Source organism: Nocardioides sp. Root190 (genome assembly GCF_001428565.1).
GTDB lineage: Bacteria > Actinomycetota > Actinomycetes > Propionibacteriales > Nocardioidaceae > Nocardioides.
On sequence record NZ_LMIA01000009.1, the window covers coordinates 416,205 to 433,440 of the forward strand.

Here is a 17,236-nt window from a genome sequence, read left to right on the forward strand (position 1 = left end):
GAGCAAGCGTAGGTCGATACTCTCGTCGGGTGCGCATCGTCAGATTCACAGCCAGCCAGGAGAAGGGCCAGGGTGAGCCTTCCTACGGCGTCCTGACCGGCGAACTCGACGAGTACGGCCAGCCCGAGGAGGACGCGGTCATCGTCGGCCTCGCGGGCGACCCGTTGTACGTCGGCATCAAGCTCCTCGAGAAGGAGTACCGCCTCGCGGACGTCCGGCTGCTCGCGCCGGTTCTGCCGCGCAGCAAGGTGGTGGGCATCGGCAAGAACTACGCCGCCCACGCCGCCGAGATGGGCGGGCCGGTCCCGGACGAGCCGTTGATGTTCCTCAAGCCGAACACCAGCGTCGTCGGGCCGGGGGACGCGATCCTCTACCCGCGCCAGTCGCAGCACATCAGCTACGAGGGTGAGGTCGCGGTCGTGATCGGCCGGATCTGCCGCGACGTCCCGGCCGAGCAGGCCACCGACGTCATCCACGGCTACACCATCGCCAACGACGTCACCGCCCGCGACCTGCAGAAGTCGGACGGACAGTTCACCCGCGCGAAGGGCTTCGACTCCTTCTGCCCGCTGGGTCCCTGGATCGAGACCGACCTCGACCCGCAGGACTTCATCACCGGCCGGCGGGTGCAGACCTTCCTCAACGGCGAGGTCGTCCAGGACGGCTCGACGGCCGACATGGTCTTCGACATCCCCGCCCTCGTTGCCCACGTCTCCAGCGTGATGACGCTGCTGCCCGGCGACGTCATCCTCACCGGCACCCCCGAGGGTGTCGGTCCCATGGAGGTCGGCGACGAGATCGAGATCTCCGTCGAAGGCCTCGGAACCCTCACGAACAAGGTGGAAGCACGCTCATGAGCACCCCCGTCAGCCCGGTCCGCGTCCGGATGGCCCCGTCCCCGACGGGCAGCCCCCACGTCGGCCTGGTCCGCACGGCACTGTTCAACTGGGCCTTCGCGCGCCACCACGGCGGGACGTTCGTGTTCCGCATCGAGGACACCGACAAGGAGCGCAGCACCGACGAGTCGCTGAGCTCGATCATCGACCTGATGCGGTGGCTCGGGCTCGACTGGGACGAGGGCCCCGAGGTCGGCGGTCCCCACGCGCCGTACAAGCAGAGCGAGCGGAGCGACCTGTACGTCGACGCGCTGGCCAAGCTCAAGGGCAGCAGCTTCACCTACGACTGCTATTGCACCACCGACGAGGCCACCGCGCGGCGCAAGGCCGCAGGCTCCAAGGTGCAGGGCTACGACGGCTTCTGCCGCGAGCTCAGCCAGGAGCAGGTCGACGCCTTCCTCGCCGACGGTCGTCAGGCGGTCGTGCGGTTCCGGATGCCCGACGGCTCGATCACCTGGAACGACCTGGTTCGCGGTGAGGTCACCTTCGAGACCGAGTTCGTCCCGGACTTCGCGCTGGCGCGCGCCAACGGCGACCCGCTCTACACCCTGGTCAACCCGGTCGACGACGCGCTGATGGAGATCACCCACGTGCTCCGCGGCGAGGACCTGCTGTCCTCGACCCCGCGCCAGATCGCGCTCTACGAGGCCCTCAAGGAGGTCGGCATCGCCAAGGCGACGCCCGACTTCGGCCACCTGCCCTACGTCATGGGCGAGGGCAACAAGAAGCTCTCCAAGCGTGACCCCGAGGCACACGCGCTGGCCTACCGCGACAAGGGCTACCTGCCCGAGGGCCTGCTCAACTACCTCGCCCTGCTCGGCTGGTCGATCGCCGCGGACCGCGACGTGTTCAGCCTCGCCGAGATGGTCGAGAAGTTCGAGATCGGCGACGTCGTCGCCAACCCGGCGCGCTTCGACCTCAAGAAGGCCGACGCCATCAACGCCTCCCACATGCGGCTGCTGCCGATCGAGGAGATCTCGCACAGGGTGCTGCCGTTCCTCAAGGCCGACGGTGTCGTCGGCGATCCCGTCTCCGATGCGGACGCACAGCTGCTGGAGCTCGCGATGCCGCTGATCGGTGAGCGGATCAACAAGCTGTCCGAGGCCTCCGCCCTGCTGGCGTTCCTGTTCGTCGACGAGGCCGACTTCGAGGTCGATGCCGAGGACGCCGCCAAGCAGATCGGCGAGGCCGGGATCCCCGTCCTCCAGGCGTCGTACGACGCCCTGGAGGCTCTGTCGACCTGGTCGACCGACGCGATCCAGACTGCCCTCCAGACTGCCCTGGTCGACGGACTGGGCCTCAAGCCCCGCAACGCGTTCGGCCCGGTCCGCGTCGCGGTCACCGGCCGCCGGATCTCGCCGCCGCTCTTCGAGTCGCTGGAGCTCCTCGGCCGCGACCGCAGCCTCGGGCGACTGCAGCGTGCCCTCGCCTGAGCCGGAGGACCTGACCTACGAGCGGCTCCAGCTCCGGGGGCCGCGCGGAGGGTGGCGCCCGCTCGCCGGGGTGTCCCTGCTGGTCGTCCTCTTCATCGCCGGACAGCTGTTCCTCAGCGCGGTCATCGCGCTGTTCCTGATGGCGGGCGGGGACTCCGCCGACGCCGTCACGGACAAGCTCTCGGGCGACATCGCGACGCCGTCCTTCCTCGCCCTGGTCAACCTGGGCTGGGCGGCAGCGATCCCGATGGTGTGGCTGGTCGGGTGGCTGCTGCACCGCCAGTCGCCGGGCTGGGTCGCCTCCGTCGTCGGTCGCTTCCGGTGGCAGTGGCTGTTCGTGTGCCTGGGTCTCTCGTTCCTCGCGCTCGGGATCACGCTCGCCGTCTCGACGGTGTTGCCGGACCAGGGCGCAGGGACCATCGACATGAGCGGGGAGGCGAACCGGTGGACGTCCACCACGCGTGACTTCCTGCTCGTCGTCCTCCTGCTGACGCCCCTGCAGGCAGCGGGGGAGGAGTTCGTCTTCCGGGGCTACCTCGCCCAGGCCTGCGGCGGGCTGACGAGCCGCTTCACCCCGATGGTGAGCCGGACGGTCGCGGTGGCCGTGCCGGCCGTGATCTTCGCGCTCGCCCACGGGGCCGGCCAGGACATCCCGATCTTCTTCGACCGCTTCGCATTCGGCGTCGTCGCCGGTGCTCTCGTCCTGCTGACCGGTGGGCTCGAGGCCGGCATCGCGATGCACGTGCTCAACAACTTCCTGGCGTTCGGGCTGGCCCTGGGCTTCGGTGACATGACCGAGGCGCTCCAGCCGACCGACGGCACGTGGTGGTCGATCCCGGTGACGCTGACCCAGTCGCTGTCCTACCTCGCACTGACTTGGTGGGTGGCACGTCGGATGGGCATCCAGGTCAGGACACGCGGGGCCATTTTGGAGCCGCGGCAGGGCCGCGTGTAATGTTTCTGGCGGTCCGGTCCTCATGGGGATCAGGGCCGCGAACAGTGGTCTATGGTGTAATTGGCAGCACAAGGGATTCTGATTCCCTCAGTCTAGGTTCGAGTCCTAGTAGACCAGCCAGCGTGTGTGGAGAAGCCGGGCGAGAGCCCGGCTTCCCGCGTTTTTCGGCGGTTGTTCCACTGCTGGTCGCACCTCTGCCGCAGCGAGACCGACCCGATTTGGTCCCGGCGAGCCGGATCCTCTAGTGTTCTCTTCGTTGTCACGGCCTCGGCCAGACAGCGTGCCCCCGTCGTCTAGCGGCCTAGGACGTCGCCCTCTCACGGCGGTAACGCCGGTTCAAATCCGGTCGGGGGTACAACCCCAGCAGGGCCCGGTCCAGCGGACCGGGCCCTGCTGCATTTCCCGCCGACGGCACCGGTAGCGTCCTTGCCATGGCTCTGGTGACTGCAACCGTCGACGCGACAATTCCTGCTCCTGCGACCGAGGTCCTCGCCGCCCTGGCGGACTACGTCGCGGTCCGGCCGGGGATCCTGCCGGCCAACTACAGCGCCTACGAGGTCGTCGAGAAGGGCATCGGTGACGGCACGGTCGTCACCTGGCAGCTCCAGGCGACCAAGAAGCGGGTGCGCCACGTCGTCGCCGACGTGACGCTCACGCCGGACGCCGTGGTCGAGACCGATCGCAACTCCACGATGGTGACGACCTTCGCCGTCGTCGCGGACGGAGCGGGGAGCAAGGTCACCGCGACCACGACGTGGCAGGGCGCCGGAGGGGTGGGCGGCTTCTTCGAGAAGACCTTCGCGCCGCTCGGCCTCGGCCGGATCCACGGCCAGCTGCTCACGAACCTCGCTGCCCGACTGACCTGAGGGGCCGGGCTCAGGCTCCCGGCTTCGCGGCAGCGGACTTCTTCGCCGCCCGCGTCTTCGGCGGCGTCGGGTCGGTGCCGACGATCGCGAACACGGGCGCGGTGAGCTTCTCCAGCGCCAGCACGGCATCGGCGTGACGCTCGGCGAGCTTGGCGACGACCGAGGCGAGCTCGGCCTGGGCTTCCGCGAGCGTGTGCACGGTGTCGGCGAGCTCGCGTTGGCGGACGATGAAGTCCTGCAGCGGCTGGGCGGTCGCCCCGGCGATGCCGGTGACAGCGGTGGCCATGCCGGCGACGGCACCGGCCAGGTCGCCGACCTGCTTCGCGAGCTCGTCGGGCTGGGTGACGCCGGTGACCGCAGTGTCGCGGACGGTGCGCAGCACGTCGGTGGTGAGCTTCAGGGCGACCTGCTGGGACTTGATGAGCAGGTCCAACGGGTTCATCGGGGCATCCGCCATGGCGACAGCGTGACAGACCGCACGCCTGCGGTCACTGGTTGAGGCGAGGCACGTCGTACGGCGGTGTCCGATTTCCGCCAGTCGATGTCCGTGGCGGGAGGCAGGATGGAGCCATGGACATGACCGACACGGCCACGGGGGAGCCCGGATCGCTGGACTTCAGCCGCTGCTACACCGCCGTCAGGTCGCGTGATCGGCGCTTCGACGGGGTCTTCTACACCGCCGTGCGCACGACCGGCATCTACTGCCGTCCGTCCTGTCCGGCGCGCACCCCCGCCTCGGCCAACGTCTCGTTCCATCGCACGGCTGCCGCGGCTCAGACCGCTGGCTACCGCGCCTGCAAGAGGTGCCTGCCCGATGCCACTCCGGGCAGCCCGGACTGGGACGTCGCGGCCACCGTGGCCGGTCGCGCGATGCACCTGATCGGGGACGGCGTGGTCGACAGGGAAGGCGTCGAGGGTCTCGCATCCCGACTGGGCTACACCTCCCGTCACCTGTCGCGCCTGCTGACGAGCGAGCTCGGGGCCGGTCCGCTCGCGCTCGCCCGCACCCAGCGCGCCCAGACCGCGCGGGCACTCGTGGAGAGCACCACGCTCGGACTGACCGACGTCGCCTTCGCGGCGGGCTTCTCCAGCGTGCGGCAGTTCAACGAGACGATGCAGGAGGTGTACGCAGCTACGCCGAGCGAGCTCCGCGGCCGACGGGTGCCGGCGAGCACGACGCCCGGCGCCATCGCGTTGCGGATCGCGGTCCGCACGCCCTTCAGCGGCAGCACGCTGCTGCGCTTCCTCGCCGACCGCGCGGTGCCCGGCATCGAGGTCGCCGAGGTCCGCCCCGACGGCACGGGCTGGTACGCCCGCACGCTGGACCTGCCGCACGGTCCGGGCACCGCCCGCGTCGATCTCGCCGACGAGGACGGACCCGGGACGGCGTACGTCGACCTCCGGCTCGCGCTCGACGACCTGCGCGACACGACGGCCGCCCTGGCCCGGGTGCGTCTCCTGCTCGACGCGGATGCCGACCCCGTGGCCGTCGACGAGCACCTGGGTGCGGATCCGGCGCTCGCCGGACTGGTCGCTGCGCGGCCCGGGTTGCGCGTGCCCGGCCACGTCGAGGGCACCGAGCTCGCCGTGCGCGCCGTCCTCGGCCAGCAGGTGACCGTGGTCGCCGCGCGCACCGCAGCGGCGCGGCTGGTGGCCTCCCGCGGCCGTGCGATCAGCACCGGGACCGACGGCCTGACGCACCTGTTCCCCGACGCGGCGACCGTGGCGGCGATGGACCCGGAGGACTTCCGGATGCCTCGCGCCCGCGGTCGTGCGTTGATCGGGCTGAGTGCCGCCCTCGCAGCCGGGGACCTCGTGCTCGACCGCGGACCGGACCGCGCCGAGGTCCGCACCGCCCTGCTCGCCCTGCCCGGCATCGGGCCGTGGACCGCCGACTACATCGCGCTGCGAGCCCTGGGACATCCCGACATCTGGTTGCCGAGCGACGTCGGGGTCCGCAACGCACTCCGTGCCCATCCGGACGTCGACCCGGCCCAGTGGTCGCCCTGGCGCTCGTATGCCCTGCTCCACCTGTGGACGTCCCTGTCCGACCCGCCCCGCCCGCCACTGCCCGACCACCGAGGAGAATGAGGAACATCATGTGGACCGTCATCGATTCGCCCATCGGCCCGCTCCGCCTCGTCGAGCAGGGCGGGGCCGTCACCGCGATCGAGTTCTCGCCGTTCCGTGACCAGGACGGGCGACCGCGCGGCCCCCGCGCCGACGACGACCCGGTCCTCATGGAGACCGCCCGTCAGCTCGCGGAGTACTTCGCCCGTCAGCGCACCGAGTTCGACCTGCCCCTGTCGCCCGCCGGGAGTGCCTGGCAGCGCGACGTCTGGGACCAGCTGCTGATGATCGGCTACGGCGAGACGGCGTCGTACGGCCAGATCGCGATCCGGCTCGGCAAGACGAATGCCGCGTCGCGCGCGGTGGGTCACGCCAACGGGTCCAACCCGATCCCGATCGTCATCCCGTGCCACCGGGTGATCGGCGCCAACGGCACCCTGACCGGGTACGCCGGCGGCATCGACCGCAAGCAGACGCTGCTCGAGCTGGAGCAGGACGCCCTCTTCTGAGCTGCCCGGGTGCGACGACGAAGTCGTGGCACCCGGAGCCAGCAGCCAGATCGAGTCGCCACCGGCGTGTCGAGATCAGGTGAGCCGTCTCGATACGCCCTCGCCCGGGGGCTCGGGCTACTCGACAAACGGCGTGGACTGATCACTCCGCGGCAGCGCGGCGCAGCGACTCGGAGAGGCGCTCCGCTGCCGCGAGGACCGCGGGCGCGTGCATCCGGCCCGGCTGCCGCGAGAGCCGCTCGAGCGGGCCCGACACGGACACGGCGGCGATGACCTTGCCGCCGGGGGAGCGGACGGGTGCGGAGACGGACGCGACGCCCTGCTCACGCTCGCCGATGGACTGGGCCCAGCCACGGCGGCGGATGGCCGAGAGCTCGGCGGCGGAGAACGCGGCGTTCTGCAGCCCCCGGTGGATGCGCTCGGGGTCGTCCCAGGCGAGCAGCACCTGGGCGGCCGAACCGGCGCGCATCGTGAGCTGCGAGCCGACCGGGATGGTGTCGCGCAGGCCGGAGGGACGCTCGGCCGCGGCGACGCAGACGCGGTGGTCGCCCTGGCGGCGCCAGAGCTGGGCCGACTCGCCGGTGATGTCGCGCAGCCGGGCCAGCACGGGGCCGGCGGTGGCCAGCAGACGGTCCTCGCCCGCAGCGGCGGAGAGCTCGGCCAGGCGCGGCCCGAGCACGAAGCGACCCTGCATGTCGCGGGCCACGAGCCGGTGGTGCTCGAGGGCGACCGCCAGTCGGTGCGCGGTGGGGCGGGCCAGGCCGGTGCCGGCCACCAGGCCCGCCAGGGTCGCCGGGCCGGACTCCAGTGCCGTGAGCACCAGTGCCGCCTTGTCGAGTACGCCGACGCCGCTCGAGTTGTCCATATGGCAATACTGCCGTCTCGGATGATGGGATGCAAGGGGTAAGGTGGTGACAAAGGTCAAACAGGCCGAATCGATCGTGAGGAGCGAGTCATGGGCAGGACCCTGGCGGAGAAGGTGTGGGACGAGCACGTCGTCCGGTCGACCCCGGGGGAGCCGGACCTCCTCTACATCGACCTCCACCTCATTCACGAGGTGACCAGCCCGCAGGCCTTCGACGGCCTGCGTCTGGCGGGTCGCAAGGTACGACGCCCCGACCTCACCCTGGCGACCGAGGACCACAACGTCCCGACGCTCGACTGGGACAAGCCGATCGCCGACCCGGTGAGCAAGACCCAGGTCGACACGCTGCGCAAGAACGCCGCGGAGTTCGGCGTGCGCCTGCACCCGCTCGGTGACATCGAGCAGGGCATCGTGCACGTCGTCGGCCCGCAGCTCGGCCTGACCCAGCCCGGCATGACGATCGTGTGCGGTGACTCGCACACCAGCACTCACGGCGCCTTCGGCGCGATCGCCTTCGGCATCGGCACGTCCGAGGTCGAGCACGTGCTCGCCACGCAGACGCTGATGCAGGCGAAGCCCAAGACGATGGCCGTCACGGTCAACGGCAGCCTGCCCGAGGGCGTCACCGCCAAGGACATGGTCCTCGCGCTGATCGCCCACACCGGCACCGGCGGTGGCCAGGGCTACATCGTCGAGTACCGCGGCCAGGCCATCGAGGAGCTCTCCATGGAGGGCCGGATGACGGTCTGCAACATGTCCATCGAGTGGGGCGCCAAGGCCGGCATGATCGCGCCCGACGAGACGACCTTCGCCTACATCGAGGGCAAGCCCGAGGCGCCCCAGGGCGCCGACTGGGATGCCGCCGTCGAGCACTGGAAGACGCTCGTCACCGATGCCGACGCCACCTACGACGCGGAGATCGTCCTCGACGCCTCCGTCATGACGCCGTTCGTCACCTGGGGCACCAACCCCGGCCAGGGCGTGGCGCTCGGCGCCAACGTACCCTCGCCGTCCGACTTCGAGGACCCGTCCGACAAGGTCGCCTGCGAGAAGGCCCTGGAGTACATGGGTCTCGAGGCCGGTCAGCCGATGCGCTCGGTCAAGGTCGACACGGTCTTCGTCGGCTCGTGCACCAACGGTCGCATCGAGGACCTGCGCCTGGCCGCCGAGATCATCGAGGGTCACCAGGTCGCCGAGGGCACCCGCCTGCTCGTCGTCCCCGGCTCGGTGCGCGTACGCCTCCAGGCCATGGAGGAGGGCCTCGACAAGGTCTTCATCGAGGCCGGTGCCGAATGGCGCGGCGCGGGCTGCTCGATGTGCCTGGGCATGAACCCCGACACCCTCGCGCCCCAGGAGCGGAGCGCGTCGACGTCCAACCGCAACTTCGAGGGCCGCCAGGGCAAGGGCGGACGCACCCACCTGGTGTCGGTGCCCGTCGCCGCCGCGACGGCGATCCGCGGCACCCTGTCCTCGCCCGCCGATCTCGTGCCCGCCACGGTCTGAAAGGGACTCGACATGGACAAGTTCACCAGCCACACCGGGACGGCGCTGCCGCTGCGCCGCAGCAACGTCGACACCGACCAGATCATCCCGGCGGTCTACCTCAAGCGGGTCACCCGCACCGGCTTCGAGGACGGGCTGTTCGCCGCTTGGCGCAACGACCCCGAGTTCGTCGCCAACAAGCCGGAGTACCAGGGCGTGTCCGTCCTGGTCGCCGGTCCCGACTTCGGCACCGGTTCCTCCCGCGAGCACGCGGTGTGGGCGTTGATGGACTACGGCTTCAAGGTCGTGCTCTCGAGCCGCTTCGCCGACATCTTCCGCGGCAACTCCGGCAAGGCCGGACTGCTCTCGGTGCCGGTAGAGCAGGACGTCATCGAGCAGCTGTGGGCGCTGATCGAGGCCGACCCGACGACACAGGTCACCGTCGACCTCGAGGCGCGGGAGGTCCGCACCGGGGACCTGGTCGCTCCGTTCGAGATCGACGACTACACGCGCTACCGCCTGCTCAACGGTCTCGACGACATCGGGATCACGCTGGGCCACGACGCTGACATCGCGACGTACGAAGGCACCCGGCCGAGCTGGAAGCCGCTCACGCAGCACGCCTGAGACGCAGCACGCCCGGGACGACGCGAGGGCACGAGGTGGACACGTACAGTTCACCTCGTGCCCTCTGTCGTTCTCACTGACGAACCAGAGGTCCAGGAGGCGGCTTCCCTGTCGCAGGTCCTGCGACAGGGCACGATCGGCAGCCTGCAGGCGGCCCTCCTCGCCGCCGTGCTCCTCGAGGCCTCGACGCTCGGGCTCTTCTACCCGCGCTGGCTCAAGGACCTGCTCTTCGACAGCGGCGCGTTCTACCTCGACACCCTCGTGCTGTGGGTGGTCATCGGCTTCCTCTGGGCGGTCCTGGGGCGGCTGTGGTGGTCGATCGGCATCGTCTTGTCACTCGTGCTCACCGTCGGTGTCGCCAACCTGGTGAAGATCCGGATCCGTGAGGAGCCGGTCTACCCGAGCGACCTGGACTTCGTGCGCGAGCCGGAGTTCCTCACCTCGATGGTGTCCCCGGTCTTCCTCGTCGTCGCTGTCGGCGTGGCGGTGGGCGTGCTCGTCCTCGCGGTCCGCACAGGTCGCCGCATGGACGCGCGCTACCCCAGGCCGCGGTGGCGGCAGCTTCCCCGCGAGCAGGCCCTTGCTGTCCTCGGGATGCGGGTGGGCGTGGGCGTGGTGGCTGCCATGCTCCTCGCGCAGGCCGGCCAGTTCAACCAGCCGGGCAACGTGTGGCGCGGTCTGTACGAGGTGCGCGGCAACGACTGGCGCTACTGGAGCCAGAAGACGAACTACCGCTCCAACGGCTTCGTCGGCGGCTTCCTGTTCAACATGCCGGTCAATGCGATGGCCCGTCCGCTCGGCTACGACGCTGCCGTGATGGACCGGATCGCCGACAGGTACGACGTCCTGGCCGACGAGCTCAACGCTGACCGCACGGGAAGTCTCGACGACACCAACGTCGTGATCGTCCTCAGCGAGTCCTTCACCGATCCCACCGAGCTCGACGGATTCGAGCTCGAGCGGGACCCGATCGCCCGCACCCGTGCACTGATGGGGGAGACGACCTCGGGGCGCATGCTCGCCCAGATGTACGGCGGCGGCACGGCCAACATGGAGTTCGAGACCCTGACCGGCCAGTCCCTGGGGCTGTTCCGGCCCCAGATGCTCTCGCCGTACCAGATGCTCGTGCCCGAGCACGCGGACTACCCGTCGGCCGTCGGTTGGTTCCGGAGCAACGGTCACGACGCCATCGCCGTCCATCCCTACCGGGTGGGGATGTATAAGCGCGAACAGGTCTACGAGCGCTTCGGGTTCGAGTCCTTCATCCACGACACGACGATCGGCGAGAAGGACACGATCGGCGACAACCCCTACATCTCGGACAAATCCGCTTTCGACGAGGTCCTGCAGCAGATCGGCGACCACGAGAACCCGTTGTTGGTGAACCTCGTGACCATGCAGAACCACATCCCCGTCGACGACAACTACGACGACCCGGTGGGCGTCCGGGGTGCCGATGGGGGCGAGGGGAAGCGGATCGGTCAGTACGCGCGGGGCCTCGAGCACACCGACGAGGCGTTGGCCGAGTTCCTCGACGAGCTGGGGAAGGGGCCCGAGAAGACGGTGGTCCTCTTCTTCGGTGACCATCTTCCGGGCATCTACGGATCGTCGGTGAAGAACGCCAACAAGGGGCTTGCGCTCTACCGCACGCCGTTCTTCATCTGGAGCAGCGAGCCCGGTCGCAACGTGCCGCGGGTGCTGCCGACAACGAGTCCTGCGTTCTTCCTCCCCCTTCTCTACGACGCGGTGGATGCACCCGTGCCGCCGTACCTCGCACTGCTCGACGAGGTGCACCGCCACGTCAGTGCCATCCAGCAGGGACGTCTCCTCGACGGTGCTGGAGAGCCTGTCAAGGAGGCCGATCTGGACGCCGAATCGGCTCAACTACTGGCCGATCTACGGCTCGTCCAGTTCGACTTCTCCATCGGCGGCAGGTTCGCCGTGGATCGCATGTGGCCCGGTGCGGTGCGCTGAATTCGCCGAAATGGCCCAAATAGAGCCGTTTTGACGAAAAAAACCCCAACTGGACCGGCGTGGTGATTGTGAGTGTGCCCACAAGTGCCTAGCGTTCGCTGGAAGGACGGTTGGGCGTGGGCTCGGCCGCAACAGCCCAAGGGACGCCCACTGCGGTGCGTTTCGGAAGGACATGTAGTGAACAAGTCTCAGTTGATCGACACCCTGGCTGACCGTTTCGAGGGCAGCCGCAAGGACGCAGCCCACGCGCTGGACGCAGTTCTCGACACGATCACCCGCCAGGTCGCCAAGGGCGAGAAGGTCGCCATCACCGGCTTCGGTTCGTTCGAGAAGGCCGTCCGCAACGCCCGTTGGGTCCGCAACCCGCAGACCGGTGAGCGCGTGAAGACCAAGAAGAAGTCGGTGCCGAAGTTCAGCGCCGGTGCCGACCTCAAGAACGTCGTCTCCGGTGCGAAGAAGCTCGCGCCGCTGCCGAAGCCGGCCAAGAAGGCTGCTGCCGCCGTCAAGAAGGCCGCTCCGGCCAAGCGGGCTGCTGCTCCGGCCAAGAAGGCTGTCGCCGCTGCCAAGAAGGCCGTGCCGGCCAAGAAGGCTCCGGCTGCCAAGAAGGCTGCTCCGGCCAAGAAGGCTCCGGCTGCCAAGAAGGCTGCTCCGGCCAAGAAGGCTCCGGCCGCCAAGAAGGCTGCCCCGGCCAAGAAGGCTCCGGCCGCCAAGAAGGCTGCTCCGGCTGCCAAGAAGGCCGCTCCGGCCAAGAAGGCTCCGGCCGCCAAGAAGGCACCGGCGAAGAAGGCCCCGGCCAAGAAGGCTCCGGCCAAGAAGGCCTGACACCTCCTGACGTCCGATCGATCGGGCCGTCCTCCTTCGGGAGGGCGGCCCGATCGTCGTTCTGCGGAACCGGCCGTCAGGTCAGTGCGTCGGCCGTGGCCGGTCCCACCCCGAGGGCGATGGCGCCGTCGAGATCGGTGAGATCGTCGACGTCGCGACGCAGGGTGGCGAGGGCTCCGGGCACCGGGGTCGCGCCACCGGCGAGGTGGGCAGCGGCCGAGCCCGGTCCGAAGCGCGGCTCGAAGACGTCGTACGGCGCGCTGTAGAGGGTCGTGCCGGTGTCGTCGGCGTCGCGGACGAACCAGGAGCCCTGTCCGGGTGTTGCGTGTGCCAGTGCCGCCGTCAGGTCCTCCGGCGTCAACGACGGGAGGTCGGCGAGCAGTGCGACAGGCTGGAGCTCGGGTCGCTCGATGCGTGCCTGCGCGGATGCATGGCGGAGTGCGGCGTTCAGGCCACCTCCGGGGTCGGCCAGCGTGAGCGCCTCGCCGGCGGCCAGGGAGATGGCGAACCCTGCGTCGTCGCTGACGATCAGCACGAGTCCCACCGCGGGGGTCGCGAGGCAGGAGCGGACCACGTCGGCGGCGAACGCTGCAGCCAGTCGGCGCCGGTGCTCGTCGGGGAGCGCGGACAGGCGGGACTTGCCCGTCCCGGGCGACTTGACCGGGAGGAGCACGGCGAAGGAACCCGGACGTACGACCACGGGCCAATCCTCGCAGCACCTGCAGCGGCTCGTGACGCGTGCCTCGAAGTGGCGGGGGTCACCGGCGGGTAACCTCCACTCTCGTGACTGTTCGAACGTTGCAGGAGAAGCGGGGGTGGGCCTTCACCATCGCTGTTCCCATCATCAAGCCGCTGCTGCTGGCGACGACCCGACGGGAGTGGATCGGTGGGGAGAACCTGCCCGAGTCGGGTGGCTTCATCATCGCCCTCAACCACATCTCGCACGTCGACCCCCTCACGGCCGCGCACCTCGTCTACGACCACGGCCGCAAGCCGCGCTACCTCGCCAAGTCGGGGCTCTTCGACAACCCGGTGCTCGGCCGCTTCCTGCGTGGCGCCGGACAGATCCCGGTCAAGCGGGACACCAGGGACGCCGTGGGCGCGTACGCCGCCGCGGTCGATGCCGTGCGTGAGGGACAGTGCGTCGTGATCTATCCCGAGGCCACCATCACCCGCGACCCCGACATGTGGCCGATGAAGGGCAAGTCCGGTGCAGCGCGGATCGCGCTCGAGACCAGCTGTCCGGTGATCCCGGTCGGGCAGTGGGGCGCGCAGGAGATCCTCGCGCCGTACACGAAGCGGCCCCACGTCGTTCCTCGCCACGACGTCGTGATGAGGGTCGGACCCCCGGTCGCCCTGGAGGACCTGCGGTCCCGGCCCCGGACTCCGGCTGTCGTCAGCCAGGCGACGGAGAGGATCATGGACGCGATCACGCACCAGCTCGAGCTGGTCCGTGGTGAGCAGGCACCCGCCGAGCGTTACGACATGGCCGTGCGCGGCGACCGTTTCAGGAAGAAGGCGTGAGCATGGCACTGACAGGCAGCAAGGTCGCGGTTCTCGGTGCTGGCTCGTGGGGGACGGCCTTCTCGATCGTCCTGGCGGACGCCGGCAACGACGTGTCCATCTGGGCGCGTCGCGAGGAGGTCGCCGCGACGATCAACGAGCACCACGAGAACGTCGACTACCTTCCGGGCATCGAGCTCCCGCGCCGGATCACCTCGACCCACGACCCGGAGCAGGCGCTCGCCGGCGCCGACATCGTGGTGCTGGCGGTTCCCTCGCAGTCACTGCGCGACAACCTGCCGACCTTCCTGCCCCACCTCGCCGACGACGCGGTCCTCGTGTCGCTGATGAAGGGGGTCGAGCTCGGGTCGCAGAAGCGCATGTCGGAGGTCATCGCGGAGGTCGCGGGCATCGGTGACCACCGGATCGCCGTCGTGAGCGGCCCCAACCTCGCCCGCGAGATCGCACGCCGCGAACCCGCAGCGTCCGTCGTGGCCTGCACCGACGAGGACGTCGCGACGGCCCTGCAGAAGCGGGTCCACTCGCCGGCCTTCCGGCCCTACACGAGCGTGGACGTCCTCGGCTGCGAGTTCGGCGGTGCCTACAAGAACGTCGTCGCGCTGTGCGTCGGCATGGCGGTCGGCCTGGGCTTCGGTGACAACACCACGGCGTCCCTCATCACGCGCGGACTGGCCGAGACGGCCCGTCTGGCAATGAACCAGGGCGCGAACCCGCTCACGCTGATGGGGCTGGCCGGTCTCGGCGATCTTGTCGCCACGTGCTCCTCGCCGCTCTCGCGCAACCGGACCTTCGGGGAGAAGCTGGGCCAAGGCATGAGCGTCGAGGAGATCTACGCCTCGACCCGCCAGGTCGCGGAGGGCGCGAAGTCCTGCTCGTCGCTGCGGGCCCTCGCGGCTGCCACCGGCGTCGAGGCCCCGATCGTCGACGCCGTCGACGAGGTGGTGCAGGGACGACTGACCACGGCGCAGCTCATGGACGCGTTCATCTCCCGCGACACCAAGGCCGAGCTGAGCTGAGGGCTCACCGACGGCACCTGAGGACCACGGTCCGGCACCTCAGGGGGAGGCGGGCAAGGCGCGCGCCTTCCTAGCGTGGAGGCATGACGATTCCCCTGCCCGTGGCCCGGGCCGCAGGTCCGGCCGAGCCCCGCCTGAGTGTCGATCTCGCCGCCATCGCCCGCAACACCCGGCGTCTCGCCGAACGCGCCAGCGGTGAGCTCATGGCCGTGGTCAAGGCCGACGGCTTCGGCCACGGGGCCGCGGACGTCGCGCGGACCGCCTTGGCCCACGGAGCCACCGGCCTCGGTGTCACGAGCCTCGCCGAGGCGGTGAGCCTGCGCGACGCCGGTCTGGTCGCGCCGGTGCTGAGCTGGTTGAACCCGGTCGGTGCGGACTTCGGCCTCGCTGCGGCGTACGACGTGGAGGTCGCCGTGCCGAGCCCGGCCCACCTCGCCGCGGTCGCCGGCGCCCCCGGCCGGATCCGTGTGCACCTCCACGTCGACGCCGGCATGGCGCGCGACGGCGCCGAGCCCGCCGAGTGGCCGGCCCTGTGCCGGGCGGCCCGTCGCGCCGAGCTGCGCGGCCTGGTCGAGGTCGTCGGTCTGATGGGCCATCTCGGTTGCGCCGACCGTCCTGACGACCACTGCAACGCGCTGGGTCGCGCCCGGTTCGCGTGGGCACTCGACGTGGCGCGTACCAGCGGCTTGCGGCCGCGCCACCGCCACCTCGCCGCCACCGCCGCGACCCTGACCGACCCGCGGGCCCACCACACGATGAGCCGGGTCGGTGCCGGCCTGGTCGGCATCGACCCGTCCGGTACGACAGACCTCGAGAGCGCGATGACCCTCACTGCGCCGTTGGTCCAGGTCCGCAGGGTGCCCGCCGGAACGGTCGTCGGCTACGGCCACGAGCACCGCACGACGCGGGCAACGCACCTCGGCCTGGTGCCACTCGGGTACGCCGACGGCCTGCCCCGCGTCGCCGCGACGGGGGCGACGGTCCTGGTGCGCGGTGCCCGACGGCCCGTGCTCGGACAGATCTCGATGGACCAGGTCGTCGTCGACCTGGGCGACCGGGCGGCCGACCCGGGCGAGCAGGTCACCGTCTTCGGGCCCGGACGCGACGGGGAGCCGACCGTCGCCGAGTGGGCCCGGTGGTCCGGCACGATCCCGCACGAGATCGTGACGGGCGTCGGTGCCCGCGTCCCGAGGACCAGGGTCGCAGCGCCGTACCTGCGCTCGCTCGACGCCGGGACCCCGGCATGAGGACCAGGGTGGCCGTCATCGGCGGCGGGCAGAACTGCGAGCACGACGTCTCCCTCGCCTCCGCAGCCTCCGTGGCGGCAGCGCTGGACCCGGCGACGTACGACGTCGTCGCGCTGACGATCGGCCGCGACGGGACCTGGCGCGACGGGGGACTGCGTCCGATCGGCCTCAGCGGCGCCGTGCACGTGCTGCGGGGCTGCGACGTGGTGTTCCCGGTCGTGCACGGGCCACGCGGTGAGGACGGCGCGCTGGCGGCCCTGTGCGAGCTCGCGGGCCTGCCCTACGTCGGCTCGTCGATCCGGCCCGGTGCACTGGCGATGGACAAGTGGGCGACCAAGCTGGTCGCCGGTGCCGTGGGCATCGCGACCGCCCCGGGCGTGCTCGTCACGCCGTCGAGTGCCGCCCACCTCGGCTGGACCGGTCCAGTGGTGGTCAAGCCGGTGGCAGCAGGCTCCAGCCAGGGAGTGAGCCGGGTCGACGCGGCCGAGGACCTCGGGAGGGCGCTGTCCGCCGCGTTCGCGCTCGACGAGCGGGTGCTGGTCGAGGAGGTCGTCGTCGGCCGCGAGATCGACGTCGCGGTCCTCCGCCGGGCCGACGGCAGCGTCCTCGTCCCCCCGGTGCTGGAGATCGTGGGGGACGGCATCTTCGACTACGACGCGAAGTACGGCGGCCGTGCCGACTTCCGCATCCCTGCGGCGATCGAGGACACCGACGCCAAGGCGCTGGAGGAGGCTGCCGTGCAGGTCTTCGAGGCCCTCGGCTGTGCCGGCCTCGCCCGCGTCGACTTCTTCCTCACCGCGGACGGGCCGGTCCTCAACGAGGTCAACACCGTGCCGGGCATGACCGAGCACTCCCAGGCTCCGCAGATGTTCGCAGCAGCGGGCCTGGCCTACTCGACGCTGCTCGACGAGCTCGTCCGCGCCGCGCACCGGTGAATGCGGGACACTGGT

The 17,236-nt window shown here is 70.3% G+C and carries 17 protein-coding genes and 2 tRNA genes; 16 read left to right on the forward strand and 3 right to left on the reverse strand.

Going from position 1 to position 17,236, the window contains the following annotated elements; all coding sequences use genetic code 11:
* The first annotated feature begins 29 nt into the window (after positions 1 to 29).
* The 6 genes from ASE01_RS11760 to ASE01_RS11785 all read left to right on the forward strand — a co-directional run bounded on the left by ASE01_RS11760 (position 30) and on the right by ASE01_RS11785 (position 4,150).
* Positions 30 to 857 (forward strand): fumarylacetoacetate hydrolase family protein, encoded by an 828-nt coding sequence (locus ASE01_RS11760; protein ID WP_056751393.1) that lies wholly within the window; start codon positions 30 to 32, stop codon positions 855 to 857.
* The gene (gene gltX, locus ASE01_RS11765; RefSeq protein WP_056751397.1) at positions 854 to 2,329 is read left to right on the forward strand and encodes a glutamate--tRNA ligase; all 1,476 of its coding nucleotides are present in this window, start codon (positions 854 to 856) and stop codon (positions 2,327 to 2,329) included. Before ASE01_RS11760 ends, gltX begins: the two co-directional genes overlap by 4 nt.
* Positions 2,316 to 3,284 carry a CPBP family intramembrane glutamic endopeptidase gene (locus tag ASE01_RS11770; protein WP_056751399.1) on the forward strand — a complete coding sequence of 323 codons (969 nt, stop codon included), beginning with the start codon at positions 2,316 to 2,318 and terminating at the stop codon, positions 3,282 to 3,284. Before gltX ends, ASE01_RS11770 begins: the two co-directional genes overlap by 14 nt.
* A gap of 45 nt (positions 3,285 to 3,329) precedes the next feature.
* Positions 3,330 to 3,404 (forward strand) — tRNA-Gln (locus ASE01_RS11775).
* A 162-nt stretch (positions 3,405 to 3,566) separates the two neighbouring features.
* Positions 3,567 to 3,639 (forward strand) — tRNA-Glu (locus ASE01_RS11780).
* A 76-nt stretch (positions 3,640 to 3,715) separates the two neighbouring features.
* Positions 3,716 to 4,150: an SRPBCC family protein gene (locus ASE01_RS11785; protein ID WP_056751402.1), complete on the forward strand. Its 435-nt coding sequence runs from the start codon at positions 3,716 to 3,718 to the stop codon at positions 4,148 to 4,150.
* A 10-nt stretch (positions 4,151 to 4,160) separates the two neighbouring features.
* Here the strand turns inward: ASE01_RS11785 and ASE01_RS11790 are convergent, their stop codons facing one another.
* Entirely contained in the window at positions 4,161 to 4,607 is a 447-nt protein-coding gene (locus tag ASE01_RS11790; protein ID WP_157537288.1) for a hypothetical protein, read from the reverse strand.
* A gap of 113 nt (positions 4,608 to 4,720) precedes the next feature.
* On the opposite strand from ASE01_RS11790, the gene ASE01_RS11795 reads away from it, so the two are divergent.
* Both ASE01_RS11795 and ASE01_RS11800 read left to right on the forward strand, forming a co-directional pair.
* Positions 4,721 to 6,241 (forward strand): DNA-3-methyladenine glycosylase 2 family protein, encoded by a 1,521-nt coding sequence (locus tag ASE01_RS11795; RefSeq protein WP_200958823.1) that lies wholly within the window; start codon positions 4,721 to 4,723, stop codon positions 6,239 to 6,241.
* Positions 6,238 to 6,729 carry a methylated-DNA--[protein]-cysteine S-methyltransferase gene (locus ASE01_RS11800; protein WP_056751409.1) on the forward strand — a complete coding sequence of 164 codons (492 nt, stop codon included), beginning with the start codon at positions 6,238 to 6,240 and terminating at the stop codon, positions 6,727 to 6,729. Before ASE01_RS11795 ends, ASE01_RS11800 begins: the two co-directional genes overlap by 4 nt.
* A 142-nt stretch (positions 6,730 to 6,871) precedes the next feature.
* On the opposite strand, the gene ASE01_RS11805 is transcribed toward ASE01_RS11800, so the two are convergent.
* Complete coding sequence (locus ASE01_RS11805; RefSeq protein WP_056751414.1) at positions 6,872 to 7,594, reverse strand: IclR family transcriptional regulator; 723 nt, start codon at positions 7,592 to 7,594, stop codon at positions 6,872 to 6,874.
* A gap of 90 nt (positions 7,595 to 7,684) precedes the next feature.
* Here ASE01_RS11805 and leuC point away from each other — a divergent pair, with 90 nt between their 5' ends.
* From leuC to ASE01_RS11825, 4 genes are all read left to right on the forward strand, one after another.
* Positions 7,685 to 9,097, forward strand: a complete 1,413-nt coding sequence (leuC, locus tag ASE01_RS11810; protein ID WP_056751417.1) for a 3-isopropylmalate dehydratase large subunit — start codon at positions 7,685 to 7,687, stop codon at positions 9,095 to 9,097.
* Between the two features lie 12 nt (positions 9,098 to 9,109).
* On the forward strand, positions 9,110 to 9,703 hold the full coding sequence (gene leuD / locus ASE01_RS11815) for a 3-isopropylmalate dehydratase small subunit (protein WP_056751420.1): 594 nt from the start codon (positions 9,110 to 9,112) through the stop codon (positions 9,701 to 9,703).
* Positions 9,704 to 9,760: 57 nt separating this feature from the next.
* Positions 9,761 to 11,677, forward strand: coding sequence for an LTA synthase family protein (locus ASE01_RS11820; protein WP_056751425.1), 1,917 nt, complete (start codon positions 9,761 to 9,763; stop codon positions 11,675 to 11,677).
* A 177-nt stretch (positions 11,678 to 11,854) separates the two neighbouring features.
* Positions 11,855 to 12,499: an HU family DNA-binding protein gene (locus tag ASE01_RS11825; protein WP_056751428.1), complete on the forward strand. Its 645-nt coding sequence runs from the start codon at positions 11,855 to 11,857 to the stop codon at positions 12,497 to 12,499.
* A gap of 76 nt (positions 12,500 to 12,575) precedes the next feature.
* Here ASE01_RS11825 and cofC read toward each other — a convergent pair whose 3' ends face one another.
* Positions 12,576 to 13,199: a 2-phospho-L-lactate guanylyltransferase gene (gene cofC / locus ASE01_RS11830; protein WP_056751430.1), complete on the reverse strand. Its 624-nt coding sequence runs from the start codon at positions 13,197 to 13,199 to the stop codon at positions 12,576 to 12,578.
* A gap of 83 nt (positions 13,200 to 13,282) precedes the next feature.
* On the opposite strand from cofC, the gene ASE01_RS11835 reads away from it, so the two are divergent.
* The 4 genes from ASE01_RS11835 to ASE01_RS11850 all read left to right on the forward strand — a co-directional run bounded on the left by ASE01_RS11835 (position 13,283) and on the right by ASE01_RS11850 (position 17,221).
* Complete coding sequence (locus tag ASE01_RS11835; protein WP_056751432.1) at positions 13,283 to 14,023, forward strand: lysophospholipid acyltransferase family protein; 741 nt, start codon at positions 13,283 to 13,285, stop codon at positions 14,021 to 14,023.
* Positions 14,024 to 14,025: 2 nt separating this feature from the next.
* Entirely contained in the window at positions 14,026 to 15,039 is a 1,014-nt protein-coding gene (locus ASE01_RS11840) for an NAD(P)H-dependent glycerol-3-phosphate dehydrogenase (protein ID WP_056751437.1), read from the forward strand.
* A gap of 83 nt (positions 15,040 to 15,122) precedes the next feature.
* Positions 15,123 to 16,286, forward strand: a complete 1,164-nt coding sequence (gene alr, locus ASE01_RS11845) for an alanine racemase (protein WP_056751441.1) — start codon at positions 15,123 to 15,125, stop codon at positions 16,284 to 16,286.
* Positions 16,283 to 17,221, forward strand: a complete 939-nt coding sequence (locus ASE01_RS11850) for a D-alanine--D-alanine ligase (protein WP_056751444.1) — start codon at positions 16,283 to 16,285, stop codon at positions 17,219 to 17,221. The genes alr and ASE01_RS11850 overlap by 4 nt, the downstream gene beginning before the upstream one ends.
* The last annotated feature ends 15 nt before the right edge of the window (positions 17,222 to 17,236 follow it).

Coding starts and splice junctions, on each gene's coding strand:
- gltX (WP_056751397.1), top strand. CDS start 854: ATGAGCACCCCCGTCAGCCCGGTCCGCGTCCGGATGGCCCCGTCCCCG.
- ASE01_RS11785 (WP_056751402.1), top strand. CDS start 3,716: ATGGCTCTGGTGACTGCAACCGTCGACGCGACAATTCCTGCTCCTGCG.
- ASE01_RS11790 (WP_157537288.1), bottom strand. CDS start 4,607: ATGGCGGATGCCCCGATGAACCCGTTGGACCTGCTCATCAAGTCCCAG.
- ASE01_RS11795 (WP_200958823.1), top strand. CDS start 4,721: ATGGACATGACCGACACGGCCACGGGGGAGCCCGGATCGCTGGACTTC.
- ASE01_RS11800 (WP_056751409.1), top strand. CDS start 6,238: ATGAGGAACATCATGTGGACCGTCATCGATTCGCCCATCGGCCCGCTC.
- ASE01_RS11805 (WP_056751414.1), bottom strand. CDS start 7,594: ATGGACAACTCGAGCGGCGTCGGCGTACTCGACAAGGCGGCACTGGTG.
- leuC (WP_056751417.1), top strand. CDS start 7,685: ATGGGCAGGACCCTGGCGGAGAAGGTGTGGGACGAGCACGTCGTCCGG.
- leuD (WP_056751420.1), top strand. CDS start 9,110: ATGGACAAGTTCACCAGCCACACCGGGACGGCGCTGCCGCTGCGCCGC.
- ASE01_RS11840 (WP_056751437.1), top strand. CDS start 14,026: ATGGCACTGACAGGCAGCAAGGTCGCGGTTCTCGGTGCTGGCTCGTGG.
- alr (WP_056751441.1), top strand. CDS start 15,123: ATGACGATTCCCCTGCCCGTGGCCCGGGCCGCAGGTCCGGCCGAGCCC.
- ASE01_RS11850 (WP_056751444.1), top strand. CDS start 16,283: ATGAGGACCAGGGTGGCCGTCATCGGCGGCGGGCAGAACTGCGAGCAC.